At 39.3% G+C, this 26,395-nt stretch carries 20 protein-coding genes and 1 pseudogene; 2 read left to right on the forward strand and 19 right to left on the reverse strand.

What is annotated here, in order from left to right:
* Window positions 1-8: 8 nt before the first annotated feature.
* The 13 genes from sufC to AB6M99_RS09585 all read right to left on the reverse strand — a co-directional run bounded on the left by sufC (window position 9) and on the right by AB6M99_RS09585 (window position 17,801).
* A complete protein-coding gene (sufC, locus tag AB6M99_RS09525) occupies window positions 9-785 on the reverse strand; it encodes a Fe-S cluster assembly ATPase SufC (protein WP_121835240.1) in 777 nt (258 codons plus the stop codon).
* A 73-nt stretch (window positions 786-858) separates the two neighbouring features.
* Window positions 859-2,010, reverse strand: a complete 1,152-nt coding sequence (locus AB6M99_RS09530; RefSeq protein WP_121835238.1) for a glycosyltransferase family 4 protein — start codon at window positions 2,008-2,010, stop codon at window positions 859-861.
* Window positions 2,010-2,729, reverse strand: a complete 720-nt coding sequence (mecA, locus tag AB6M99_RS09535) for an adaptor protein MecA (protein WP_121835236.1) — start codon at window positions 2,727-2,729, stop codon at window positions 2,010-2,012. Before mecA ends, AB6M99_RS09530 begins: the two co-directional genes overlap by 1 nt.
* 623 nt (window positions 2,730-3,352) lie before the next feature.
* Entirely contained in the window at window positions 3,353-3,460 is a 108-nt protein-coding gene (locus AB6M99_RS09540; RefSeq protein ID WP_121835234.1) for a putative holin-like toxin, read from the reverse strand.
* A gap of 353 nt (window positions 3,461-3,813) precedes the next feature.
* The gene (locus tag AB6M99_RS09545) at window positions 3,814-3,921 is read right to left on the reverse strand and encodes a putative holin-like toxin (protein ID WP_121835234.1); all 108 of its coding nucleotides are present in this window, start codon (window positions 3,919-3,921) and stop codon (window positions 3,814-3,816) included.
* Between the two features lie 446 nt (window positions 3,922-4,367).
* On the reverse strand, window positions 4,368-5,219 hold the full coding sequence (locus AB6M99_RS09550) for a sortase (protein WP_369350656.1): 852 nt from the start codon (window positions 5,217-5,219) through the stop codon (window positions 4,368-4,370).
* A complete protein-coding gene (locus AB6M99_RS09555; protein ID WP_369351215.1) occupies window positions 5,206-6,003 on the reverse strand; it encodes a class C sortase in 798 nt (265 codons plus the stop codon). The genes AB6M99_RS09550 and AB6M99_RS09555 overlap by 14 nt, the downstream gene beginning before the upstream one ends.
* Window positions 6,004-6,086: 83 nt before the next feature.
* A complete protein-coding gene (locus AB6M99_RS09560; RefSeq protein ID WP_369350658.1) occupies window positions 6,087-6,998 on the reverse strand; it encodes a class C sortase in 912 nt (303 codons plus the stop codon).
* A gap of 235 nt (window positions 6,999-7,233) precedes the next feature.
* Entirely contained in the window at window positions 7,234-8,430 is a 1,197-nt protein-coding gene (locus AB6M99_RS09565) for a collagen binding domain-containing protein (RefSeq protein WP_369351234.1), read from the reverse strand.
* Between the two features lie 24 nt (window positions 8,431-8,454).
* Window positions 8,455-10,512 carry a pilin N-terminal domain-containing protein gene (locus AB6M99_RS09570; RefSeq protein ID WP_121835224.1) on the reverse strand — a complete coding sequence of 686 codons (2,058 nt, stop codon included), beginning with the start codon at window positions 10,510-10,512 and terminating at the stop codon, window positions 8,455-8,457.
* 27 nt (window positions 10,513-10,539) lie between these two features.
* Window positions 10,540-14,181 (reverse strand): SpaA isopeptide-forming pilin-related protein, encoded by a 3,642-nt coding sequence (locus AB6M99_RS09575; protein WP_369350660.1) that lies wholly within the window; start codon window positions 14,179-14,181, stop codon window positions 10,540-10,542.
* 828 nt (window positions 14,182-15,009) lie between these two features.
* Window positions 15,010-15,846, reverse strand: a complete 837-nt coding sequence (locus AB6M99_RS09580; protein WP_121835218.1) for an undecaprenyl-diphosphate phosphatase — start codon at window positions 15,844-15,846, stop codon at window positions 15,010-15,012.
* A gap of 47 nt (window positions 15,847-15,893) precedes the next feature.
* Window positions 15,894-17,801, reverse strand: a complete 1,908-nt coding sequence (locus AB6M99_RS09585) for a DUF2207 domain-containing protein (RefSeq protein ID WP_142925590.1) — start codon at window positions 17,799-17,801, stop codon at window positions 15,894-15,896.
* A 264-nt stretch (window positions 17,802-18,065) separates the two neighbouring features.
* Here AB6M99_RS09585 and AB6M99_RS09590 point away from each other — a divergent pair, with 264 nt between their 5' ends.
* Both AB6M99_RS09590 and AB6M99_RS09595 read left to right on the forward strand, forming a co-directional pair.
* Complete coding sequence (locus AB6M99_RS09590; RefSeq protein WP_121835214.1) at window positions 18,066-19,646, forward strand: ABC transporter substrate-binding protein/permease; 1,581 nt, start codon at window positions 18,066-18,068, stop codon at window positions 19,644-19,646.
* Window positions 19,639-20,379 (forward strand): amino acid ABC transporter ATP-binding protein, encoded by a 741-nt coding sequence (locus AB6M99_RS09595; protein WP_121835212.1) that lies wholly within the window; start codon window positions 19,639-19,641, stop codon window positions 20,377-20,379. The genes AB6M99_RS09590 and AB6M99_RS09595 overlap by 8 nt, the downstream gene beginning before the upstream one ends.
* Window positions 20,380-20,604: 225 nt before the next feature.
* Here the strand turns inward: AB6M99_RS09595 and AB6M99_RS09600 are convergent, their stop codons facing one another.
* The 6 genes and pseudogenes from AB6M99_RS09600 to ilvC all read right to left on the reverse strand — a co-directional run bounded on the left by AB6M99_RS09600 (window position 20,605) and on the right by ilvC (window position 26,362).
* Window positions 20,605-20,793: a hypothetical protein gene (locus tag AB6M99_RS09600; RefSeq protein WP_245962693.1), complete on the reverse strand. Its 189-nt coding sequence runs from the start codon at window positions 20,791-20,793 to the stop codon at window positions 20,605-20,607.
* A gap of 2 nt (window positions 20,794-20,795) precedes the next feature.
* Entirely contained in the window at window positions 20,796-21,119 is a 324-nt protein-coding gene (locus AB6M99_RS09605) for a hypothetical protein (RefSeq protein ID WP_121835208.1), read from the reverse strand.
* An 11-nt stretch (window positions 21,120-21,130) separates the two neighbouring features.
* A pseudogene (locus tag AB6M99_RS09610) lies at window positions 21,131-22,021 on the reverse strand (SPFH domain-containing protein).
* Window positions 22,022-22,342: 321 nt separating this feature from the next.
* Window positions 22,343-23,593 carry a threonine ammonia-lyase IlvA gene (ilvA, locus tag AB6M99_RS09615; RefSeq protein WP_121835204.1) on the reverse strand — a complete coding sequence of 417 codons (1,251 nt, stop codon included), beginning with the start codon at window positions 23,591-23,593 and terminating at the stop codon, window positions 22,343-22,345.
* A gap of 39 nt (window positions 23,594-23,632) precedes the next feature.
* Entirely contained in the window at window positions 23,633-24,898 is a 1,266-nt protein-coding gene (locus AB6M99_RS09620) for a S41 family peptidase (protein ID WP_121835202.1), read from the reverse strand.
* A 441-nt stretch (window positions 24,899-25,339) separates the two neighbouring features.
* Window positions 25,340-26,362: a ketol-acid reductoisomerase gene (gene ilvC / locus AB6M99_RS09625; RefSeq protein ID WP_121835200.1), complete on the reverse strand. Its 1,023-nt coding sequence runs from the start codon at window positions 26,360-26,362 to the stop codon at window positions 25,340-25,342.
* Between the last annotated feature and the right edge of the window lie 33 nt (window positions 26,363-26,395).

The raw sequence follows: 26,395 nt of genomic DNA on the forward strand, positions 1-26,395 counted from the left end.
TTCTCCTTTTAGTCTTCGTCATGTTCATGGTATTCAATACCAAGTTCTTCCGCAATCTTGACATACCCTTCTTTTTCAAGACGAGCTGCTAACTCCGCACCACCTGACATCACGACACGACCTTCCATCATCACATGGACAACATCTGGTGTGATGTAGTTCAACAAACGTTGGTAGTGAGTGATAATCATCGCACCGAAGCCCTCACCACGCATCTCATTAACCCCTTTTGAAACGACTTTAAGGGCGTCAATATCAAGGCCTGAGTCAATTTCATCAAGCAAAGCAAACTTTGGTTCAAGCATTAGAAGTTGTAAAATCTCATTACGTTTCTTCTCACCACCTGAAAAACCTTCGTTGAGGTAGCGCTCTGCCATTTCTTCTTTCATGCCAAGTAATTCCATCTTTTCATCCAATTTTGTGATGAAATCACGTACTGAAATCTTATCTTCATCTTCCTTACCAGCATTCATCGCTGCACGGATAAATTCCGCATTGGTAATTCCTGGAATTTCTGATGGGTACTGCATCGCAAGGAAAAGTCCTAGACGAGCACGCTCATCCACTTCCATTTCCAAAATGTTTTCCCCATCAAAGAGGATTTCTCCCTCTGTCACTTCGTAATTTGGGTGCCCCATAATCGCTGCAGAAAGCGTTGATTTACCGGTTCCGTTAGGACCCATAATCGCTGCAATTTCTCCAGTTTTAAGGGTCAAATTTACCCCTTTTAAAATTTCCTTGTCTTCAATAGAAACATGCAAGTTTTTAATTTCAAGTACAGACATGATAATCTCCCAATTTTTTATTTATAACGTTCTTTATTATAGCAAAAAAGCCCCCGAAAGGCTTTTATCGTGCTTACTTCTTTGACTTCTGCTCAAAAAATTCCTTTCGATAAGCAGAATTACCAACCAATTTCAACAGGTGGAAAAGCGGTGTTCGACCTTCTCCCCAAATTTCCAGCCCCTCAATCAATACCTCAAGTCCAAATAACACACCTACCATCAATAGGACGCCGCCTAGACGTGTTGAGACATTTAACAATAAGGAGATTAAGGAAAATAGCAGAGCAATGCCATAGACGACCAACACAGCTCCTTTATGAGAAAATCCCATTGCTAGCAATCTATGATGAAGATGCATTTTGTCAGGTTCATAAAATTTCTTACCCGATAAAGTCCGACGAATAATCGCTACAAAGGTATCCACAATCGGAACCCCCAAAATAATCACTGGCGTCACAACAGCAACCGCCGTTGCATTTTTTAACCCCTGCAAGGATAACACAGAAATCATAAACCCTATAAATAGAGCGCCCGTGTCACCACCATAAATCCAGGCAGGATGATAATTATAAGGAAAAAATCCCGCAATAGAAGCTACAAGAACAAAAATCGTTAGGGTTAAAAAAATATCAGTATCTGCCAAAAAGAAATTAGAAACAATCCCCATGGTCAACAGACTGATCATTGAGACGCCGCTAACAAGCCCATCTAAGCCATCCATCAAATTGACTGCATTAGTCACACCAACAATCCATAAAATGGTTGCTACAAAGGTCAAAACAGGATTAAATTGAAATAAGGGGCCCCCAAAAGGTAGTTTGAAAGAATCAAAGCGAAAATCGGTAAAATACCAGACCAAAACTGCAGCAATAATAATCCCAATTAATTTTTTCTTGGCAGATAACTCATGGATATCATCAATCAGCCCAGTTATCGCCACAATAATACCACCAATCACTACAGGGAGTATATAAGTGAAATAAGTTTGTCCGTGCACTAATCCAGTCACTACCATTGGCATGAAAAACAGAGTCGCAATAGTAAACGAAATCACTACCGCAAGACCACCGCTACTTGGCATCGGTATCTTGTTAATCCGGCGAGCATTTGGTTGGTCAACAGCTCCGATTTTAAAAGCTAACCAACGAACGATTGGCGTCGCAAAAAGCGAGAGCAGAAAAGCACCAATTAAAACCAAGATATATTCTAGTGAAAAACTAGTCATCAAGCCACCTCGATACTCCTAAGCAAAGGCAGAGCATCATCCATCATTAGTTGAATACCATGCTCTTGTAAATAAGCTCGCGTTCTATCTGCCTTATGAGCATGCTCAATCAAGCGTGCAAAAACAATATTAGAATAGTACGCCGGTTGATTTTCAAGAGAAACTAAGACTGTCATGTAGTAACGTCCATCAGCCTTATAAAGCTCTGAAGCCTCTGTCGGAAAATCAATTGATTGGCAAAACGTCACCACTTCTTCAAAAGTTGGAAAATCCAAAACATAGTGAACATAATCCTGAGTCTCTTCAACCTCCTCAGTTGCACTCTTTTCTTCCTGTTCTTCAATATCAGCCAACTGTTTATGAGCCGCCACATCACCTTTTTCAAACATCTTTTGTTCCAACGTTTTGAAAAAATCTTCCGGAGACATCTGTGAAACATCTCCAAGCTCAGCCAAATCGTCAAAATTCAAATCTTGATTAATCTCAGATTTTGTCACAAAGACATCTAAACGATCTTTTCGAGGCGTCACACGAAAACTAAGCATACCACTTTGCTTGAAATTATCAGGTAATTCCAACTCATCCATAACAGAATAGAAAAATTCTTCCGTTTTTTCTTGAGGAATTAAGAAGTCATGTAGTTCCATCCCACGCTCTTCCAAATCCTCCATACTGATCGTAATTTTCAACGTTATTTCGTTGATTTGTTTCATTTCCATTTAATTACCTCGCACGAGACTAGTCATTATATTATACTAGAAAGAGGTTAAAATAGCAATTTTCTGACCTGTTGAAAGCCATAACCAACATATGACAAAACTTAAATATAGCAGCTTTCTATTGAAGCAAACACTATAAAAATACCTCAATTTCAATCTTTCAACACATTCCTAATCAAATCCAACAAAGATGTTTGCACTAGTTTTTACTCCGACCATCTTATCATTTGCAAATGGAATCACAAAGGGCAGTTGCCTCAACAATTCCTCTAGGTAGAACCTTTTGATAATTGCTACCATTTAATAATTTATCACTCATACTATTTTTAATTAGTTATAATGATATCAATCCCCTCTCCTATCATACTAATACCATCATCTTTATAGCTTCACCACAATATAATTCCCTTCAAGCCCCCTAACAGTCACAATGTACTGTCTTTATGACAAGAACATCAAAGTAACAATCTATGATAATTCTTTTTCTTTCCCATTTTTATCAAATGTGATATACTATAGACAGAAAAAGAGCCGGTTTGCAGACCAGCTCCAATGTAGAACCGTTTAAGACGGTGGCTCAGTTTTGCTAAAGAATAGCCGTTACTGTTCCAAAGTATTGACGGCTATTTCTTTTTGTCATCATCTTTGAAGAGTTTATAGCACAAATTAATCAAAGCAATGGTGAATCCACCAAAACCTAGAATCGTTTGCACAACTTCAAAAGCGGTCAAAAAAGATTGCTCCTCCCTCCATTAGATTTTGATGATTTACCCATAGGCATCACCTCTCTTTCAGAATTCAGAGCCGCCGTCTTTGCGAGGTTGTTGCCATTTTAGTGACTGACAACTTCACATCCCTTTAGGGACACTTTTCTACGAAGTCTATTATACCACACGTCTTTATGACAAGAACATCAAAGTAACAATCTGTGATAATTCTTTTTCTTTCCCATTTTTATCAAATGTGATATACTATAGACAGAAAAAGAGCTGGTTTGCAGACCAGCTCCAATGTAGAACCGTTTAAGACGGTGGCTCGTAATTACTATTAAAGAATAGCCGTTACTCTTCCAAAGTATTGACGGCTATTTCTTTTTGTCATCATCTTTGAAGAGTTTATAGCACAAATTAATCAAAGCAATGGTGAATCCACCAAAACCTAGAATCGTTTGCACAACTTCAAAAGCGGTCAAAAAAGATTGCTCCTCCCTCCATTAGATTTTGATGATTTGCCCATAGGCATCACCTCTCTTTCAGAATTCGGAGCCACCGTCTTTGCGAGGTTGTTGCCATTTTAGTGACGGACAACTTCACATCCCTTCAGGGACACTTTTCTACGAAAATAGTATATCACAAATAGATTATATCTACAAATTCATAGTATGTGTCTAATTATGACGCTTTTTAAAAAAACGAACGGCATTTTAATAAAAGCATTTAAAAGCGATTTTTTCCACCAGTACAACATAAAACCACTCCGAAATTCTCTTCTTGATTTGATACAAGATGAGAAGCTTGGGGTGGTTTTTCTAAAAATAATAAATAAACTAAACGAGTATCAATGCTTTTTCTACTGAGAATGGTTTTGATAAAAACGTTGTAAATGATTGATTTGCTAACTCGTCAGCTGTATTTCCCACTATTGAGCGATTAAAAAACGCACCAATTTCCACAAAACGATCATAAATCCTAAGATAGAAACCATCACTACACCACGGTAAAACCATTGAGTCCCTGAGACACGTGAGACTGATTGTCCTTGCTTGGTGAAAGCTTTTTTTAGAACTGGAGCGATCGTTTTATCCGATTTTTGGTAAACACCGATTCTCTCAAAATTGACCAAAAGGCGTTTATTGAAAGCAGGAATCGGATCACAGGTAATTAAGGTCATGATATTTTTCGTACTAGAAGATGCCAACTTCTCCCACTCCGAAGGCAAGATAATCTCGGTATCAGTCATCCGATATTCCACAATTTCCTGACCATTATCATAATAAAGAACGTCCCCAGCTTTGAGCTGATCAAGATGTCGGAAAAAGACATGGCTTGGCTCTGCACGGTGTCCAGCAATCACTGAACGAATCCCTTTTCCCTCAACAGGAAGAGGCGTCCCATCCACATGCGCCAACCCTATTCCCAAATGATGATAGTCAGCTCCAAGGTAAACTGGCTCCATCACTTCCAAACTAGGGATTGATAAATAACCATAAACAGCGTCTGGATTATCCGATACCCTGTAATTGACCTCATACCCTTCTGCCAAAAAGGGATCCACAATATGATTTTGCGAGTCCAGTTGCTCATTATAATCCAGTGACTTTTGCAATTGTTCTTGATAACTTTTTGTGGTCACAGATGCCGAAAATGTCTTATGACCTTTGACTTGTTCCAGAGACTGCAAAACCATCTGTCCAAAACAATAAACAGGAATTGCAAACGCCACCAACATCAACACGTATCCCAATGATTTTCGTAGCTTAATCTTTGACATGACGATCCTCCAATTGTCTCTCTAATCTCTTAACCGCTTGACGATTACGATACACACGATAGCTCAAAATAAGAATCACAACAATCGCAGCCAGTAAGAGCCACAACCAGTATTGCCCACGCTTTTTCACCGAACGATTCCGCTCAGCAATCGGTGCCGTATAAGGAATCCGTTTCCCGCGCACAAGCAAACGATGACTGTTAATCATGTAAGGCGTGCAAGTCAATAAGGTCGCATAATCTTCCCCTGGTTGAATCAAAACAGGCTCAAAATCATTGGGTTCAACGGTCAAAATCTGATCAACCTTATAAGCCAACACCTGATCCAAAACATGCAGATAGAAAACATCACCTTTTTCCACCTTATCCAACTGAGAAAAAAGTTCAGCCGTTGGCAAGCCCCTATGGGCAGTAATCACCGTATGCGTATTTTCACCACCAACAGGAAGCGAGGTCCCCTCTAACAGACCAGCGCCTTTTTGAAGAACTTCTTCAGCGGTACCGACATACATTGGAATTTCTTGATCAATACTAGGAATTTCCACATAGCCGATACGCTCATGGACCTTCAACATATTAGCATATTCTGAAACCCCTTCTTTTTTCTCTTGATCTGTAAAGGGGTCAAGAACCTCAGTCGGCTTCAAGGTAGCATTAAAAGCCTGAGCTAACCGCAACCGCTCTTCCAGCTCTGCCTTGTCCATCTTAGCGACCGTTTCATCAAATTCCTTAATGATTTCATTAGACTCAATACGGTAGTAATAGCGAGATACCAAAGGATACATCGCAATCGCAAAGCCCAACAAGAAAATCAATAAGAGTACAATCGGATTTTTTTTTCTTTTTCGTCACGCGTCTTCGTGAACGCCTATTTCTCCCCATCAGTTGCCTCCACTTTCTTTACAGCAGCTCTCATCTCTTTCAAAGCTCTTTCTGATTGTTTTTTCTTCTTGCGCAATCGTCGAATAATCCATAGCAGAATCACAATCAAACCAAGCGCTACGTAAAACAGGTAGCGATAAAGATGACTGAGCTTGTTCGTCGCAATAAATTCTTCCTCAACCTCTGGAACATATTCTATTCGATGACCTCGTACCAACAAGCGGTGCGTATTGATCATATAAAGGGTGCAAGTCAATAAGGTCACATAATCATGACCAGGAGCAATGAGCAAATCATCAAAATTCGTTGGCTCAATAACCTTTACCTGATCCACCTGATAAGCCAAGACTTCCTTAATATTGTGCACATAAAATTTATCCCCAACCTTGAGCTTGGTCAAGTCCGTAAACATTTTTGCCGTTGGCAATCCCGTATGCGCTGTAATAACGGCATGGGTCGAATTGCCCCCAATAGGAAGGGAGGTTCCTTCCAAGTGCCCTGCCCCCTGCTGCAGAACTTCTTCAGCAGTACCAGCATAGATAGGTAAGTCCACATCAATAACCGGAATTTCCACGTGCCCCATCCGCTCATGAATTTCCAACATACGTGCATACTCCGCACGCCCTTTTTTCTTCATCTCCTCTGACCACGGATCACCACTGACCACATTATTCAGAGAATCATTAAAGGCCTGAGCCAACTTTATCCGCTCATCAATTTCAGCATCATTCAGATTTGCTTTCTCTGCATCGAAGTCTGCAATCTGTTGATTCGACTCCACTCGATAATAAATCCGAGACACTAGCGGATAGGCCATGACCGCCAACCCAAGGAGAAAGATAAACGCTAAAATCACATTATTACGCTTTTGCTTCTTTGATTTTTTCTTTTTCGTCATAATTCCTTAACTACCTTTTTATAGTAAAAGCCTCTATTTTATCGCTTTTCCTAACAGGTAATCCTACCTGCTAGGAGAAACGAGAAAATCTCATTTCTTTAGTTTACCATTAAGCTAGATACGTGTACATAGGCACCAGCTTCTAATGGCAATAACTCATAATGAGGCTGGCACAAACTGTCCAGCCTCATACAAGTTATGGGTACTCATCGAACCTCTTCAGTTTCTTTGAGTGTTAGTTGTTTGATTTTTTAGTGAGATAGTAGCCACTACCAAATAGCAGAGCTGCTAATCCCATCAAGACGTACAAGGTTTCTTCCCCTGTGTCAGGCACATCAAGCGGTGGACGTTTGTTATTTTTGACCACAGTAACCACCTCTTTTGCCTCTTCCTTTCCGACAGTAAAGGCAACAGGAGAAGCCAGTTGAACGTACCCTTTTGGCGATTGAATCTCCCACAGGTAATAGTCCCCATACTCTAAGCCTTCCACACGGAAACGGCCATTTTTCTCTGAGGTGACAACCACTTCCTTGCCATCTTGAAGAACTGGCGTGTACTGCCCTTTATCTTCTGTCATGACTTTGAAAATAGCCCCTTGAAGGGAATGGTTGGTACGACCATCTACCTTCATAAACTCAGCATTTCCACGTGGCAATTTCTTATTGACAACCGTAACCGTCACTAGCTTACTACCAAGTACTTTAAAGTCAGTATCACCTTTTGTGACTTCGTAACCCGCTAGTGGCTCAACCTCCTTGAAACGATAAGTTCCAAGAGGCAGATTAGTCACAGAAATCTCACCCTTTTTATTCGTATAAAGCACTCGACCAGCTTGACCAGAAGCACTGTAACGATACTCCCCGATCAAAGGCACCGCTTTTTCCGAACCATCCTCTGCGAGAGAAACTAAGGTAAACCCAACACCAGCCAAAGGCTTGCCATCTTGATCCACCTTAATCAGCTTCACCGCTGTCGTAATCGTATCAGACTTCTTAGCCACGATAACCAAAGGCTGGACCGTTTGATCTGTCATCTCAAACAGAAATTCTGATGGATAAGAAACCGCCTCTGTCTTAAGAATAGACCGCACATAATAAAGCCCATTAGGCACATGTGGCACTTGAATCTCGTTGTCACCGAAAATCATCTCAAACAATGCCGTTTTAAATGACGAAAGCTGAGCTTCATCCCATGTATGCAAATCCCTCACGATTTGCACACGATTCTCATGCGAATAAGAATCATCCAACTTCCAGACCTGCAACCGGTGACCATCAGGAGATGGCAGTTTTGCTACCACCTCCTGATAGTTTTCCAATCGCAAGACCAAGGTGTGATCTTCTTGCGCATGGACAGCAGTGGTGCCCCATACAAGAGAAAAACACAGAGCCATAGCAAAGAAGATACGACTAATCAATTTCTGTAATGTCATCAATGGCTCCTTTCTCTCTCTTACTTATGCAAGTTGATCCTCATCCTTGTTGTTTTTGAAATAAGCGTAAAGTGCAGCAGCCATAATCGCAGCACCACCTACAGCAAAGATAATTGTACCAATACCACCTGTTTGTGGGATAGTGATTTTTTTGTTGTCAATAATCTTTAATCTAATATCAAGTTTCTCAGGAGACTCTATTTCTACACCGTCCATAGATCCCGGACCTACTACAAATGAAATAGGAGTAATTAATTTAGCATAGCCAGTTGGTGCCTTTATTTCCACTAATTCATACGCTTCATATACCAAACCTGAAACATGGAAATAGCCATTCTCACCTGAGATAAAAATATAGGCATCTTTTTCTTGTTCAACCCATTTCCATTCTGACTTAGCTGTCTTATAGGCATTATCACGCGCTTCCTTAGCTGCCATAAGTTCCTGACCATTAGAAGTACTAGCAACTTTAACTAAATCTTGATATTTCTTCTCTGCATCATCATATTGGTTCTGATCTTCATTACGTTTAGTAGCGTCTTTACGCGCTAAATATTTCCCTGCTTTATTTTTAACAACAAATTCAGCACCTTTTAAAGCCTTATTATCATGTACCTTATCAACTTTTCTAAAACGTTGACCACCTGTCACTATTTTAGGTTCTTCTGGAGTTAATGGCGGTGGATTATTGTCTTTCCAGTTAACAATAATAATTTGACCATTCTGGTTTACTTTTTTATATTCTGCTGAATAGCCTGATAGATTTGTTTCAATAACCTTATACTCTGTATCGTTATCAAGTCCAATAAATGTATGAGTTGGTTGCTGTTTAGTCAATGTAGCTACTTGTCGCGGCTCTACTGCTTTGCCTGTTTGAGCATTATATAATGTAACTTGTACGTCAACATCTTCTGGGAATTTCCCATCACTAAATTGTTTTTCAACTATAATCTGTTTATTATTTGGTTTAGTAGGAATAGGTGAATTTCCATGTGCTGGATTATTTCCGTAGTGGAAAGTCACATCATTACTTTCTGGAATATCTACAATGACCTTTTTATTGACAGTAGCCGAGTAAGAGATTTTAATCTTAGTTTCTTTAACTTGACCATTGACTTTATTTAATCCCTCTTTAGTAAGCTCCAATTCAAAACCAGTCTCTGTTGTAGTCAACTTATAATCTGTTTTACTAACTGGACCTCCGCCAATTGACACTTCAAAACTATCTTTATTTAAAGTCAAACCTTCCGTCATTTGATCAGACCATTTAGATGTCGCATATCGTGTACCAACAGGAATAAGGGTTTCAATATCATACGCTACTATATCACCAACCGTTTGACTTCTTAATTCTTTGTCCTTGTTCGGTTTTTCTGCGTTAGCCTTCCCTTTAAAGTCTTTATCAATTTTTGGTTTTGTAATAGTATTTTTGGGATAAACGTGGAGATTTTCAATCGGATTACCATCTTTGTTAAAAGCTGGTAACTCTAATCCAAAGGGAACTGCTGCCGAATCAGATAATGTTTCACCATTCGGTCCAATGTAAGATCCAAAGTTTTCAACAACCCAGTATAAGCCAGGCAATAATTCGACTTCAACTCCCGATTGTCCTGTTGGCTGTGTTTCCAAACCTTCTTCTTGCAATTCCTGCTTAACTTTCTCAACAGTATCGTATTGACCAGGATTTTTTACCATTTTTTCATATTGAGTACGATTTTTTACTAACCAATATGTAAATGTTACACCTGATAGTTCTTCTGCACCAGCGCCAAAATACTGGTCAATATTTTGAAGCTTATTGCCATTATAAATACTTCCATCATCACCTACATATGTTCCATCCTCCTGTGGTTTCAACATTTTCCACTTCGCCAAATTATCCAACTTGATTTTATGAATCGTTACATTCGTTGTTTTTGCCTCTTCCGCCCTCACAACCTGTACGACTGGTACAAGATAACTGAATAACAAAGCCACTAGGGCTAAGATTTTTATTAATTTTTTTACCATTATTCCTCTTTCCTTCTTTATATAATTTTTTATGCTACTACTTTTCTTTAAACAGTTAAAAGCGATAAGCATTCCCCCTTTCAAATAGCAGGCTATATTTTATAGATATCGCTTCCGATACCAAAAAACAGACCCAAACATCAGGAAACCACCTATCATCATAAAGACAGAAATTCCTAATCCACCCGTTGATGGGTAACTTAACTTCCTGTTATGAACTGTCATTGTATTCTTTGCGCTATCTGATTCATTATATTTAATCTTAAAAATATCGTTGCTCTCATTTTCCGGGCTATCTCTCACCTTCCCATTTTCAATGATAATTGGTCCCATTGTTTCCTTACGGATACCGTAGCCCTTCGGCGCCTTGGCTTCCTTAAGAACGTAAACACCGTCCACTAAACCTTCAATGACGACTTCACCATTATTGTTTGTCGTCCATTTCGTCGTAGTAATTCCGCCTTTTTGAATAGAATAAATGTACCCTTTCTGTTCATCAGCAGATAATTTTTCAAACTCTTCTTTCGAAAGACTCTTTTCTTCTCCAGTCACACCTAATTTATAAAGTTCAAATACTGCATCTTTCAATTTGACTTTCGTATCATCCGCATCCTGTTTAATAATCTTCAATTTTGAACTAACCGAGTTTCGAATCACGTTATCCTCTGGTGTCACATCAATAATGCGGCCTTCTGCATTGACTTTAAAAGTAGCCACAGCCTTATTTGGTAGGATATAGTTAGGATTTGAAACAGCCGTTTCCCAAACTTCATATTCACCATAAGCTAATTTCGAATAATTAAAGGTTCCATCGGCCCCCGCAGAGGTACGCTCACTTCCTTCCACTTTATCAAAATGACCATTTTCATTCTTCTTACGAAGCTCAAACTTGGCACCTGGGAGAGGCTTATCATCTAAACCGGTCTTAGTAAAAGTAATCTGATTTGGCTTATTAATAATCTTCAGACCGACCTCCCCCTCCGCTTCTGATGAATTCGAATTTAGTACGACATAAGCATTTACTCGATTAGAATATCTATAACCGTTATATGAAAGCCCATCTCCGTAAGCCTCTATTTTTATATTACCCGGATTGTCACTGAAATCCCCATCAACCTTCACTATATATGCATGTCGATATAAATACCTAGACGTCTCCAATAATATTTGTCTTTCTTTAGGAAATCCATCGTACACCTTTTCCCCAATCATTCGACCATTTGGCCCAGTAAGCGGATTTCCATCAGCATCTTCATAATACCCAAAACTTGGCTTCATAGCACCAGCATTTACTCGATAAATTCTTACCCTCGTAGTTTCCGTAATCGGATTAATCGTATCACCTGTATCTATTAAATTTAGTCTAGGATAGGCAATTGAATCGCCATTAACGTTGTAATACACATAAGCGGTATATTTATTTTTCTCTTCATCAACTTTTGTGACTAGGCTCCCCATAGATGGTAGCATAGTTTGATGATAGCCAATAGAATGTTGATTGTAATTCTTGGCTTTTATACGAGCATATCCTTTATAAACGACACTAAATGTCGCCGACACGGTATCTTTTTCAACACCTTTTTTAAGTACACTTCTTGATATTAAAACTTTACGATTATCAGTAACAACTTTTTTATCAATATATGCTGTCAGTGACGTTCCAGCTTTACTTAAAATATAATTTTCTACATAATTTGTGAATGTATAGGTAAGTGTATGGGTAGTCTTATCATACTTACCTTTTGCAACGACACCTGCACTAGATACAATATCTAAATCTACGACTTGTTCATCTGGAGTCAGACCTCCAATTGACAAATTCTCACTTAGTTTAACCTTGAAATAATCTCCAGGTTTTATTTCTTTATTGATGGCTGTAACATCAAAAGTAAATTCACTATTAATTCTTAAGTAACCAGCCTGACCAGGAATAACTTCTTTGTGTATCAATTCATCATTATTAAAGTCATAAGATTTGATACTTCCAGAAGTGGCATGAACCTTATCTCCAACATCTTTTCCCACTGCATTTTTAGGAACATCAAAATCAGGACCAACATAAATTCTTAAAGGTTCTTTATCTCGTTCATAACCACTAGGGGCCTTTGTTTCCTCAATGTAGTATATTCCATATGGCAACTCACTGAACGTAAGACGCCCTGTATTATCTGATTTTTGAGTATCTAGAATATTTCCCTTACTATCTTTAATGACAAAAGTTGCCCCAGGAAGGATGTCTTCTACACCATTTTCTCTAGACATTTTTGTTAATTCAACCTTGCCATCACCACCTATAACATTTTTAATTTCTTTTGTAGTAGGTGTGACATTTTCAAACTCTGCCGCCTCCGTGTAAGTAAACTCTGCTACAAATGCACCATGAGTATCCTTATAACCAGGCGGAGAAACAATTTCTTTCACCCGATATTGACCTGGAGAAATCTTATCAAAGACAAATTTTCCTGTTTTGGCAGCTGAAATTTCTATTTTATGGTTGTTATCTTTTTCATAGTGACCAGTTATAGGATTCAGCTTCCACAACTCAAATTGACCACCTTCAAGATAAAGTTTTTTATTGTTCTCTAACAGTTGACCTTGATCATTTACTGATGTATCAAAAGCATATTTCCTAAACTCAATTTTTCCAAGTTTTCTCTCTTTTGGAACTGTAATTTCTGGATACTCTCGAATGTTAAGATTTTTATAAATAGAAAAATCACATATCTGAGGAATTGGAAAATCACGTACTATTTCTGATTCTACTCCCTTGGGGTGTAAAGTCGTTCGACCGTTGGTGCTATAGAGCGTATGACTGGTGAATTGAGGATTCAAATGAATATTATAAGTCAAAGTGATTTGTTCATCCGTCCCTAGAGTCAGACCAGTGACCCGAAGTGTTTTTGTCTCATCATCGTAGCTCACTTGAGCTTGCTTCAAGACCCCACCATCCTTTTGTGGACCTCCTATTGCTTGACCATTTTCGAGATAGCTTCCGTCACTTCCTTTTAGAGTATAGTCCGTGGAATCAAACAGTCCATCTTTCCCCAATTGAAGTTCAATCATCTCCCCTATTGGATCCGTGATGACTCCCTCTTCAATTGTGGTTTTTTCACTTTCTGTCGTCTCTCCACTAACTGTTAGTTCAATACCATAGCTATTTTCCTCTAAATCATTGACCTTATAAATCTTCTTTGATAGAGTTCCTTCGTCAATTATACGTTCAGATGGTTCTGGATTCCACGCCTTATGTTGTTCTCCTATTTGAGAACCGTCTACTGGAATAAAGTTATATTTCGTTTTATCATCCTCATATACGCCTTCTTGTGGGTAGTTAGGAGATAATACTTCTTCTCTTTCTGTCACCCCGTCTCCACTGACTATTGTCTCCCCGTTCTCTTTAACGTTCACAAGCCACTGTTTTTTTGATGGATGATAACCTACTGGCGATTGTGTTTCTGTTAGGATATATGTCCCTGGAACTAGGTCTGTGAAGGTGATATCACCAGTTTGAGAATCCGTTTTTTGTGAAACAATTGCCCCATCCTTTTGGTTTGTTAAGGTAAATATGGCTTCTTGTAAAATCGTACCACTATCACTTGTCTCCCTAACAACAATCTTTCCGGTCGATGGATTCGCTGGCGATACCTCTGCTGAGGTAAGAGTTGTAGAAAAGACTGTCAGCTGAGATAAACAACACAAACAGGCAACTGCCTTATGAAATATCTTTCTTAGTTTTCTCATGTATGTCTCCTGTAAAACATGCTCCATAGAAGTTAATTGCTTCTATGCTTTTCTTATCTTTCTTACTTTGTACCCAAAGAAACGGATTACTTACCTGTCGAGAAACTTTCTCTTACTAAGTTAATCCGCCTACAAAAAAACGTAACAAAAAATATAAAAGAATACGTTCTAATGATGTTTTCGACTCAGTCAATGACACACTCAAAGCATTCTAAATATCTACTGTTACTATCATTAGTTAGTATAAAACATATGGATTACTATAACAACATAAGTAATTCTCATGTAAAGACTATCAATTTATACATTTTTGACAAAAACAAGCCACCCCTAAATATCTGCTACATCCTAAATTTATCAATGAATCACATGGTTTTATAATCGTTTTAAATTATTAGAATCTGTTCACTTTACCTTAATTATTTAACACAATTTACATGACTAAAAAATATTCAGTAGAAATTCTACTCAAAAATAACAAACATTATCCGCAAATGCTTGCATATCAATGACTGAAAAACTTGGATTAATTCTTTCGCTTTTTTTATCCCTTATAAAAACACATTTGTCAAAACTGTTTAATTTACAACCAGTTATATAAGTATTGAAGAACAAACATCCATGGCTCTCCTCACTACCTCTACTTTCTAAACGAAGTTGACCTTTCATTTTTTTATTTTCTCACAAAAACTCTTTTGTTTGTGATTTTTTTGATAAACATGTTATTAACACCATTTCACCATCGTTTTAAAAAAACAGACAAACATTCCCTTTCTCCTAACCAAGAGTACACAAAAAAGGTTGCCCTAAGACAACCTCCATCATTCTTTAAAAAATATAGCTCAAGCCTGTATAGGCCAAAAGAATAAGTCCCAGTACAATACGGTATTTCCCAAAAATTTTAAAGGTATGGCTCTTCACATAGTCTGTCAAGAAACGGATGGCATAATAGCTGACCACAAATGCTGTAAGGCTTGCCAGAAGTAAGAGAACAATTTGTGAAAACACTAGAGTGTTGCCATCTATAAAGAATTTGACAGCTTTTAAGCCACTGTAACCAAACATGGTTGGAATGGCAAGGAAAAAGGTGAAATCAGCAGCGACGCTTCTGCTTGTTCCCAAAAGAATCCCACCTAAAATTGTAGCACCAGATCGACTCGTCCCAGGCACAATGCTGAGCACCTGAAACATGCCAATATAAAGTGCTGTTTTATAGGACATTTTTGACAAGCTATCAACCTTAGGCGTCATCTGTTGACAATCTTCTAGTAAAATAAAGGCAACACCATAGACAATTAGCATCAAAGCTACCGTTGGCATATTTTGAAAATGACTTTCAAACCAATCGTCCAAAGGCAGAGCGATTAAAATAGACGGTACACAAGCAATCGCAACCTTGACCCAAAGTTGCCAAGTCTTCTGAACCTCTTTAGCACTCTTTCCAGGCTGGAAAGGATTGAGGCGTTTAAAATAAATCACAATAACCGCCAAAATAGCTCCCAGCTGAATGACAATATTAAACATGTCCATGAAGTCTTTATTTTGATTACTAAAATTAATAAATTCTTGGACTAAGATCAAGTGTCCCGTGCTAGAAATCGGAAGCCACTCCGTAATTCCTTCGACTATCCCAAAAAAGATAGCCTTCAACATTTCAAAAAACATAAATACTCCTTACTCACTTTACCTTATTATAACAGATTTTCTCAATTTTAGAAGGAACCACCTCCGCCTCCTCCGCCACCTCCAGAGAAGCCACCGCCTCCACTACTTCCTCCAGACGATACGGAAAAGGTTGAAGCAGTCGTCACATGATCCGAAGTTGAAACAAAATGATTAGTAGATAGCATCATCTGATGGCGGATGAGACGGATGTCCATATCTCCAAATTGTTCAGGCAAAGCGATATGATTGACTTTCAGGTAATCTTCAACTTTGCTGGCATAACCATACAGCGTGGCATAAACTAATAGGCGATTCCAAAGCACTAGCCCTTCAAGTTCCACAGCGTTAAAAGTATTAATTTCCTTAATCATCCGCTCAAAGCTCTGCCATTTTTCCAAACGCTCCCTACCTTCCTCAGTAATGACGCCTAAGGTCGTATAGGGCTTTGTTAAGCGTCCCAATAAAACGATTAGTCCAAAACTAAAGACAGTTATCGCTAAATAAAGCAAAGCTAGCATATGGACTTTCATCACAAAATAAATGGTCACCCCAAAAGTAATTAGGCTAAAAAAGCATCCCAAACTGCTCGCCTCATGAAGTTTTTTGCTTTCTTGAGAAGTCATCGGTCTGTAAATTTTAGGAAGATCTAGTGCCGTCATTTCCTTGGTCACAGCTTTATCAATAGCAGAAGACATTGTTTTGATGCGACGATTCATCTCTTGGGAACTTTTACGAACCTCTGTTTCAAGTTGACTTCCTGAATATTGCTTTTTCAGACGCTTCATAATATTTGGATCATATTGAAAATCATCAAATAATTTGTCTAACGTTACAGACAGGCGATTTCCAAAAGCCATGTCTAAAAAGGCAACATCAGACGAAGTACAGTGATCAAGGTTTACGATGTTCAAAGTCGGTACAGAGGTTGCCTTATCGACACTCACAATCCCTCTATCCAGTAAATCTAAAATCATGGCTTGAACGACATGTTCAAAATGAATCTCACCCTCTTTAGGATTCTCTACGATATCTTTAAAGCTCACTTGGTAAACATCGGAAGTCAAAACCAAGGGAGATAAGTCTTCTGGTACCTCATAAAGCCTTGTTTTCCCTAATTTCGGACTATAACAATCAAGAGCTTTTTTGACTTTGCCAAACCGCCACAACGATAGCCCGGTTAGACATACCATCGCAATTGGAACAGCTCTGCCAAAGATAACTAACAGGAGGTGCGATTTCTTTTCAATTGCTGCTTCCGTTTTTTCAATACGGGGCAGGGCTTTTTCCGAAAGATGAGGAACCGATAGTTTCAAAACACTACTATCCCAATACCCATGCAACTCAAGAATGCCATCGACATCTCTTGCAGTCATGGTATAGGCGCCCTCACCATCTGTTTCTATCCTAGGAGTTTCCTTAAAGTACCCTCTATGCCCCCAAAGGTTACTAGTCTTAGTTGGCTTGTCCGTCGCAACGGTAAAGGTTACACAATCAATGGTCTCATCCCAATCACTAATAGGTTTCCAGTTTAACTCTGCCACATCTTGGTAAGGATAAGTCATATTGACCAGCTCCCAAACAACGGAAATCGTCACGCGATCTCCACCAATACCAGCATTATAGATTTTCAAACGATAGCCGTCCCCTAAATCCTCCAGATAGGAGGGGGGATCAAACACCCGCAAACCATTATTATCAACCGTAATTTTAGGCTCCCCAGTGATACCAAAACCATCTGGCATTTCTCCCGCGCTCCCCAAGGTCACATACTGACCATTGAAAGGTGATTCATACTCATAGGTCACCTCCTGCTTAAAGGTTGCACGATTATCCTCATGAATCCGAAGGTCTCCCTCATAGGAGACGATACGGTATTCAATCTCGCCATCTGCTTTGACCTTTTGTGAAAATAGCAGAGCTATAAAAACCATTAGTATCCCTAGTAACTTTTTCATCGCAGATACCCCCACTGTATTTCTTCCATTTTAACACATCTTTTGAAAGTTTAGACATTTCTATTGAAATACGTCGCTTTTTCCTGTAAAATATGTCAGTATAGTTTTTATTTTAATAGATACATTTTTACCAAACTTTTAAAAGAAAGGATTCATCGGTTAATTCCATTTAATTGATGACGAGACAGGCTTCAAAGCAGATAGGTTTTTTATTTTTTGTTTTTATAATTTTTTGAAAATTCAAACTGTCTCGATATTATTGATATGAAAAAAATCTTTTTAACCCTTTTAGCCTTCTTCGGAATGCTTTTCGTAGGGCAACGAACAGCCCACACAGTTCAGGAGGACAACTATCTCCGTGTCGGAATGGAGGCTGCCTATGCTCCCTTCAACTGGACCCAAAATGATGATTCAAACGGTGCTGCTAAGATTGAAGGCTCTGGACAATTTGCCAACGGTTACGACGTTCAAGTCGCTCAGAAAGTCGCAAAATCTCTCGGCAAAGAATTACTCATCGTTAAAACCGAGTGGGACGGTCTGGTTCCAGCCCTTACCTCTGGAAAAATCGACATGATTATTGCGGGTATGAGCCCAACAGAGGAACGCAAAAAAGAAATTGCCTTTTCTGACAGTTACTACACCAGTGAACCCGTTCTCGTTGTCCGCTCTGATAGTAAATATGCCAATGCAAAATCAATTGAAGATTTTAAAGGCGCAAAAATTACAGCCCAACAAGGCGTTTGGCATGTTAATCTCCTCAGCCAAATGACAGGCATTGAACCTCAAACACCAATGGGTGACTTCTCACAAATGCGTCAAGCCCTTGAAGCTAGTGTTATTGATGCCTATATTTCTGAACGCCCAGAAGGAACAACCGCTGAAAATGCTAACAGCAGTTTTAAAATGGTAACACTGGAAAAAGGATTTGAAGTTGCTGAATCAGATGCTGCTATTGCAGTCGGCATGCGCAAAGATGATGCCCGCATCGCTCAGGTTAACCAAGCCTTATCTGAGATTTCTGAAAATGACCGTATCACCCTCATGGATGATATGATTACCAAACAACCTGTTGAAGAACCAAGTGAAGAAACCGCTGAACCAAACTTCTTCCAACAAGTTACAAGCATCCTAAAAAACAACTGGAAAGAATTCCTCATCGGTACAGGAACAACCCTTCTCATCTCTATTACCGGTACTTGCTTCGGTTTACTTATCGGTCTCTTAATCGGTATTTTCCGTACCGCTCCAACATCAAGCAATAAAGGCATTGCCATCCTTCAAAAACTCTTTGGTTGGTTCCTCAATGTCTACATTGAAATCTTCCGTGGTACGCCTATGATTGTACAATCAATGGTTATCTACTACGGAACAGCCCAAGCCTTCGGTGTCGATATTCCTCGTCTCTGGGCAGCCATTGTTATCGTATCAATCAATACTGGTGCCTACATGAGTGAAATTGTTCGTGGTGGTATCTTCGCTGTTGATAAAGGACAATTTGAAGCCGCAACAGCGCTTGGATTTACTCACGGACAAACTATGCGTAAGATCGTTCTTCCTCAAGTTGTTCGTAACATCTTGCCAGCGACTGGTAATGAGTTCGTCATCAACATCAAGGATACCTCTGTCCTTAACGTTATCTCAGTGGTTGAGCTTTACTTCTCTGGTAAAACTGTTGCCACACAGACTTACCAATATTTCCAAACCTTTACCATCATTGCAGTGATTTACTTTATCCTAACCTTCACGATTACGCGTATCTTGCGTTACATTGAAAAACGTATGGATACCGACACTTACACTACTGGCGCTAACCAAATGCAAGTCAAGGAGGTCTCACATGTCTAATACGATTTTAGAAATCAAGCACCTTAAAAAATCTTACGGACAAAACGAAGTCCTCAAAGATATTTCATTAACTGTTGAAAAAGGAGAGGTCATCTCTATCATTGGGTCATCAGGTTCTGGTAAATCAACCTTCCTACGTTCCATCAACCTACTCGAAGAACCAAGTGGCGGAGAAATCCTCTACCACGGTCAAAATGTTCTTGAAAAAGGGTATGACTTAACCACCTACCGTGAAAAACTAGGTATGGTTTTCCAATCCTTTAACCTCTTTGAAAACTTAAACGTTCTAGAAAATGCCGTTGTTGCTCAAACAACCGTTCTCAAACGTGACCGTTCTGAAGCTGAAAAGATTGCCAAAGAAAACCTTGAAAAAGTAGGACTTGGCGAGCAATACTGGTCAGCTAAACCAAAACAATTATCAGGTGGACAAAAACAACGTGTTGCCATCGCACGCGCACTATCAGTTGACCCAGAAGCCATCCTCTTCGATGAACCAACTTCTGCCCTTGACCCTGAAATGGTTGGCGAAGTTCTTAAAACCATGCAAGACCTTGCCAAATCAGGACTTACCATGATTATCGTAACCCACGAAATGGAGTTTGCCAAAGATGTCTCTGACCGAGTCATCTTCATGGACAAGGGACTCATTGCAGAACAAGGAACACCGCAACAAATCTTCGAAAACCCACAAGAAGACCGTACCAAAGAATTCCTAAAACGTTTCTTGAAATAAAGCAAAGACCAGCAAGCACACGCCTGCTGGTTGTCTTTTTATTGCAATTTATTTTTACTTCTCCGCTCTTCCCACCAATCATCAAGTTGCTTGTGAAAAATAACAGACATTACACCTATAACAAGAAAAACTAATTCAAGCCAGTGCTCTCCTTTTATAACATAAATGACCACCAAATAAGCAATCATACATAACAAAGTTATCAGTGCAGAAAATCTCATCTATTTACCTCAATTTTTCTGGTTTCTCCACAAAACTTCTGACTACCGTACCACACTTAGCACAGATATCATGGTAGAGAAATTGACTGGATAATGCCCACCCACTCTTACGAATGGCCCCTTGACCATCTTGCTGTCCACGAACCATTTCAGTTCCACCACAGTAGGTACAAACTAAATTTTTCATATTCATAACTAACTCCTTTTTTCCATAGCAATCGTCACACAGCCATATGCCCCACCTATAAAACCTGCGACAAGCACCTTCCAATACCAAGCAAAGTCTGGTATAAAGACGTTCATTAGTAACATTAAGGTAAAGATAACAAGACTCTCAATAATGCGACTTTGTCTCAACTTCCCATACCTTGTTTCCTGAAATTTCTTAGCAAGGGCAAAGCAAGCTCCTAAACCAAATCCAAAAAGAAATTTCATTGATAGGGTCAGATCTGTAAAAAGCAAAAGGACATTAGCCATCAGAATAAAGATTACAAATAGCGTAAATGATTTACTCTTCATCAACGTTTCATTTACTTCGCTTTCAAAGCAGATAGGACTTGGGTGCGAATGTCATCAATACCATTTGGTGTATTTGGCAAGAAAATGGTTTGATTTCCTTTAGCCGCAAAGGTATTGAGGGTATCAAGGTATTGGTTGGTCAAAAGGATTGACATGATTTGCTCTTCTGTCATACCGACATTAGCTTCTTTCAATTCAGCGATTGAATCTGCCAAACCATCAACAATAGCCTTACGTTGTTGGGCAATACCGACACCATGGAGGCGATCTTTTTCAGCTTCAGCTTCTGCGGCTGTAACGATTTTAATTTTATCAGCGTTAGCCAATTCTTGGGCTGCCACACGTTTACGTTGCGCAGCATTGATTTCATTCATAGACTGCTTCACTTCAGCATCTGGCTCAACCTTGGTAATCAAGGTTTTCACGATGATGTAACCATAAGTTGACATTTCTTCTGCCACTTGGTGTTGTACTTCAAGGGCGATTTCATCTTTTTTCTCAAACAATTCATCCAAGGTTAATTTTGGCACAGATCAACGCAAAGCATCTTCGATGTAAGACTTGATTTGAGATTCAGGTTTCATCAATTTGTAGTAAGCATCGGTAACATTTTGCTCGTTAACACGGTACTGTGTTGCCACATTCAAGGTTACAAACACGTTATCTTTTGTCTTGGTTTCAACGACAATCTCGCTTTGGAGCAAACGGAGTTGCACACGCGCCGCAATACGATCAATACCAAATGGTAGGCGAATATGAATACCACTTACCGCTGTTTTCTGATATTTACCAAAGCGCTCAATAATGGCAACAGACTGCTGACTCACCACATAGAGAGTGCTAATAAACACAAGTATAGCTACAAATAGTAAAGCTATCAATACAATAACAACAGGGTTCATAAGAGACCTCCTTAAAATTATTTCCCCATAGGGCTCCAAAAATGGCCACCCACGCACACAACAAGACTAACCAAATTGTCTTCATATTTCCACACCTCTTTGTATGGTTGATTTAATATAATTTTATGAACAAATTTGATAAAAGTCAAGTAGAAAGTTAAGTTTTGACGTCAAAAACTTTTAAATATGACAAAAGAGTCTGCCCCCACAGCGACAAACTCCTCTAGTTCAATATTTATAAAATAATTATACCCCATTTCCTTAGGGAGTCAAGAAAAATGATAACGTATTTTTCCGGTTTTTTGACCATATTTGACCAAATCAGACAAGCATATTGTAAAGACTTTCGTTCCCATGCAAGTTAATATAGGTTGGGTCAAATCCAGATAAACGTTCAAGAAAAGCTTGATAATCTTCTTTCTCTGCAAGGGTAATCCCAATCAAAACAGGACCTTTACCTTTATTAGCTCGCTTGATGTATTCAAATCGGGTAATATCATCATTTGGCCCCAAGATATTATTTACAAATTCACGTAGCGCACCTGGACGTTGTGGGAAATTCACCACAAAATAGTGTTTCAATCCGGCATAAATAAGCGCGCGTTCTTCCATCTCTTGCATACGGTTAATGTCATTATTACCACCCGAAATGATACACACAAGGGTTTTACCAGCGATTTCCTCTTTCATGACTTCTAAAGCTGCAATGGTTGCTGCACCAGCTGGTTCAGCAATAATACCCTGTTTTGAGTACATGTCAATCAGTGTCTCCGAAATCAATCCTTCATCCACACCAACGAGGTGGTCAACGTATTTCCTAGCCACTTCATAGGTATTGTTACCAACTTTTGCAACGGCAATACCGTCTGCGAATTTATCAATTTCTGGTAAAGCTACCGGTCGTCCCTTATCAAAGGCTGCTCTCATAGAGCGCGCACCAGAAGCCTCGACACCAACAACCTCAATTTCTGGCGAAACATCTTTCAAATAAGTCGCTACTCCTGAAATCAAGCCCCCGCCTCCAACTGGGACAAGAATTTGATCAAAATGAACCCCTTCTTCTTGAGCTTGCTCATAAATTTCATAAGCAACTGTTCCTTGCCCTGCTTGAACATTGGCATCGTCAAAGGGATCAATAAAGGTCATCCCTTCTGACTTGGTATAGTCTTGCGCTGCTTTTGCTGACGCATCAAAGGTATCCCCGACCAGTTTAATGGTCACATACTGACCTCCAAAGAAACGCACCTGCCCAATTTTCTGTTGAGGTGTTGTCACTGGCATAAAAATCGTTGCAGGAATCTTCATTTCATTACAAGTATAGGCAACACCTTGGGCATGATTTCCCGCTGAAGCACAGACAACTCCTCGAGCCTTTTCCTCATCTGATAATTGATGAATCGCATAGTAGGCACCACGAATTTTAAAAGAGCGAACTTTTTGCATATTCTCACGTTTGAGATAAATCGTTGCTCCATATTTTTCAGACAAATAACGGTCAAATTCTAACGGTGTACGTTCGACAACACCATTCAAAACGGCATAAGCTGCCGTCACATCCTTAGCTGTAAGCATCTCTCATTCCCCTTTTTCAAATTTTATCAAGATAAGTTTTTAATGCTCTTTCAGAAATAGCAGAGCTTTTTCCAAATCAACATCCCTAGAAAGATGTTCCTCTGTCCAAGGTATCAAAATATCTGGCTCAATACCTTTATCTGTTTGTCCCTGTCCCTTATCAATCGTCAGCAACCTAGATGTCGGAAAAATGAAGCGATAATCATCCAAAGGTAGGACACAACAATTAGAATAATCATTGATTCCCATTGTCGGTCTCCCCATGACAGTAACCTTAGGCATCCGTTTCATCATAGCCACAAAACTATCACCTGATGATCCACAATACACATCTGCCAAAACAACTACCCTCTTAGGAAATTCTTGACCGATATACGAATCGTAAAAATCAACGTCGTTATCTTCATCAGAGTCATAAGGCACATATCCCTTACCACGATTGGCTCTTAAAAGAGAGGCAAACTCCTCAATTAATCGTCTCGTTTCCTCAGTAATATCTGGTGAATTCAAATCCTTCTCAAACTGCTCTAAACGTAAATCAACATTTCGTTCAGTATAAAAGAACTCTTGCCGAACATCATCCTCTGGCAAATCACTCACCTTTTTCCCTAAACCTAGAGTGTAGTTAAAAAGAGGCCAATAAAGGCTATCTGAGCCACCATGATTAGTTCTAACATCAATAATAAGGTTGGGACTGTTCTCAATAGCTTGTTTACTTTCCTGATAAAGTGTGCTAATAGCTCCTTCATCTGAAAAATTCTCCATTTTGAGATAAACCGTCTCATTATCAAGAAGTTTCCAAACAAATGGTTCTGTCTTTGATACAGTAGTTGGTCTTTGAAGAACAACTTCAAGCTCTTTACCAGCCCGAAAAACAGTAACAGACTGTGTTCTTACCAAAAATTTCGCCCAATCCATGTACTGACGTTCCGGCGTTTTAGAGACAAATAACTCTTGATTATCTTGGTAAAACTGACTGGTCTCCACCTTATCTAAAGCAATGATAATATCTCCCTTTTCAAGACCTGTCTCCTCTCTTGCTGTAATCACATAGAGTTTTTTATCCTGATAGCGCAAGCGAAAACCTACCGGTCGATTATCAGAAGGCTTATAGAAGGTGAGATGACTAAGCACCCCAAACGAAGCCAGATAATTATTAACTAGAAAGACAAAATCATCATCTGACATTTCTTCCGAAATTTGCTTTCTAAATGGTAAAGGATTTGCACCCATTTTATCTTTCTTAGCTGATGAGTCATTTTGAGCTGTCAAAACAACTTGGTCAAAAATATCAATTTTTTGCATCGCAATTCTCCAGAATGGAATAAAGAGGTTGGGACATAATTATCTCAACCTTCTCTTTTTAATAGTAATAACAGATTGACGCAATAACTAATCGAAGTCTTAAACTAGACCTCTCTTCATTTTTAAGCGCCTACCTAAAACATCCCACTTTCTTATTTCAAAGCTCAGGCCTAAATCATGGGATTACCGCTTCCTCGCCTTGCTATTTTCAAGCTCGGACCTAAAATAGTCCACTGGACTTCCTCGCTCTCTGGTTTCAAAGCTCAGACCTAAATCGCGGGATTACCGCTTCCTCGCCTTGCTATTTTCAAGCTCGGACCTAAAATAGTCCACCTGACTTCCTCGCTCTCTGGTTTCAAAGCTCAGACCTAAATCGCGGGATTACCGCTTCCTCGCCTTGCTATTTTCAAGCTCGGACCTAAAATAGTCCACTGGACTATTTTAGTTATAAATCTTAAAGGCGTCGTCATCGTTTTGACCGACGAATGGCATTGCTTTGCGAAGTTCTGCTCCGACTTTTTCAATTTCAAGATTTGCTGCTTCTTTACGGTAAGCTTCCATTTTTGGTCGTCCAGCTTTGTAGTCGTTAACAAAATCATTAGCGAATTTACCTGATTGAATATCAGCAAGAACTGCTTTCATGTTTTCTTTAACTTGATTGGTAATAATACGTGGACCTGATACGTAATCTCCAAACTCAGCTGTGTTTGAAATGGATTGACGCATTTTCTTAAAGCCACCCTCATACATAAGATCAACAATCAATTTCATTTCATGCAGCACTTCAAAGTAAGCCAATTCTGGGGCATAGCCTGCTTCAGTTAGAACTTCAAAACCTGCTTCGATAAGAGCAGTCAAACCACCACAAAGCACCGCTTGTTCACCAAACAAATCTTCTTCCGTTTCTTCTTTGAAGGTTGTTTCAAGAAGACCTACACGCGCGGCACCAACACCTTTAGACCATGACATGGCAATGTCTTTAGCATTTCCAGTTGCATCTTGGTAAACCGCATAAAGTGCTGGAACACCAAAACCTTCTGTGTAAGTACGACGAACAAGGTGACCTGGACCTTTAGGCGCACACATGAAGACATCAACATCTGCTGACACTTTGATAAATTCAAAATGGATATTAAAGCCATGAGCAAACCCAAGAGCTTTACCTGCTGTCAAATGTGGTGCAATTTCATTATTATAGAGATCAGCTTGAATTTCGTCGGGTGCTAAAATCATGATGACATCAGCTTGTTTGGCTGCTTCTGCTACTTCAAATGTACCAAAGCCATCTTCAACTGCTTTATCAAACGATTTCCCTGGACGAACACCGATAATCACATCATGACCTGAATCACGCAAGTTTTGCGCATGGGCATGACCTTGTGAGCCATAACCAATAACGGCAATTTTTTTGCCATCAAGTGCTGGTACTTTTACATCGTTTTCATATTCCATTGTTACTGCCATAAGTCTTCTCTTTTCTATATAATATTTCCTAAT

Source organism: Streptococcus hillyeri, from assembly GCF_041081565.1.
GTDB lineage: Bacteria > Bacillota > Bacilli > Lactobacillales > Streptococcaceae > Streptococcus > Streptococcus hillyeri.

Bases quoted from the DNA above. Each gene is read 5' to 3' on its own strand.
- sufC (WP_121835240.1), bottom strand. From the start codon at position 785: ATGTCTGTACTTGAAATTAAAAACTTGCATGTTTCTATTGAAGACAAG.
- AB6M99_RS09530 (WP_121835238.1), bottom strand. From the start codon at position 2,010: ATGACTAGTTTTTCACTAGAATATATCTTGGTTTTAATTGGTGCTTTT.
- mecA (WP_121835236.1), bottom strand. From the start codon at position 2,729: ATGGAAATGAAACAAATCAACGAAATAACGTTGAAAATTACGATCAGT.
- AB6M99_RS09550 (WP_369350656.1), bottom strand. From the start codon at position 5,219: ATGTCAAAGATTAAGCTACGAAAATCATTGGGATACGTGTTGATGTTG.
- AB6M99_RS09555 (WP_369351215.1), bottom strand. From the start codon at position 6,003: ATGTATCCTTTGGTATCTCGCTATTACTACCGTATTGAGTCTAATGAA.
- AB6M99_RS09560 (WP_369350658.1), bottom strand. From the start codon at position 6,998: ATGACGAAAAAGAAAAAATCAAAGAAGCAAAAGCGTAATAATGTGATT.
- AB6M99_RS09565 (WP_369351234.1), bottom strand. From the start codon at position 8,430: ATGACATTACAGAAATTGATTAGTCGTATCTTCTTTGCTATGGCTCTG.
- AB6M99_RS09570 (WP_121835224.1), bottom strand. From the start codon at position 10,512: ATGCTTATCGCTTTTAACTGTTTAAAGAAAAGTAGTAGCATAAAAAAT.
- AB6M99_RS09575 (WP_369350660.1), bottom strand. From the start codon at position 14,181: ATGAGAAAACTAAGAAAGATATTTCATAAGGCAGTTGCCTGTTTGTGT.
- AB6M99_RS09580 (WP_121835218.1), bottom strand. From the start codon at position 15,846: ATGTTTTTTGAAATGTTGAAGGCTATCTTTTTTGGGATAGTCGAAGGA.
- AB6M99_RS09585 (WP_142925590.1), bottom strand. From the start codon at position 17,801: ATGAAAAAGTTACTAGGGATACTAATGGTTTTTATAGCTCTGCTATTT.
- AB6M99_RS09590 (WP_121835214.1), top strand. From the start codon at position 18,066: ATGAAAAAAATCTTTTTAACCCTTTTAGCCTTCTTCGGAATGCTTTTC.
- AB6M99_RS09595 (WP_121835212.1), top strand. From the start codon at position 19,639: ATGTCTAATACGATTTTAGAAATCAAGCACCTTAAAAAATCTTACGGA.
- AB6M99_RS09600 (WP_245962693.1), bottom strand. From the start codon at position 20,793: ATGAATATGAAAAATTTAGTTTGTACCTACTGTGGTGGAACTGAAATG.
- AB6M99_RS09605 (WP_121835208.1), bottom strand. From the start codon at position 21,119: ATGAAGAGTAAATCATTTACGCTATTTGTAATCTTTATTCTGATGGCT.
- ilvA (WP_121835204.1), bottom strand. From the start codon at position 23,593: ATGCTTACAGCTAAGGATGTGACGGCAGCTTATGCCGTTTTGAATGGT.
- AB6M99_RS09620 (WP_121835202.1), bottom strand. From the start codon at position 24,898: ATGCAAAAAATTGATATTTTTGACCAAGTTGTTTTGACAGCTCAAAAT.
- ilvC (WP_121835200.1), bottom strand. From the start codon at position 26,362: ATGGCAGTAACAATGGAATATGAAAACGATGTAAAAGTACCAGCACTT.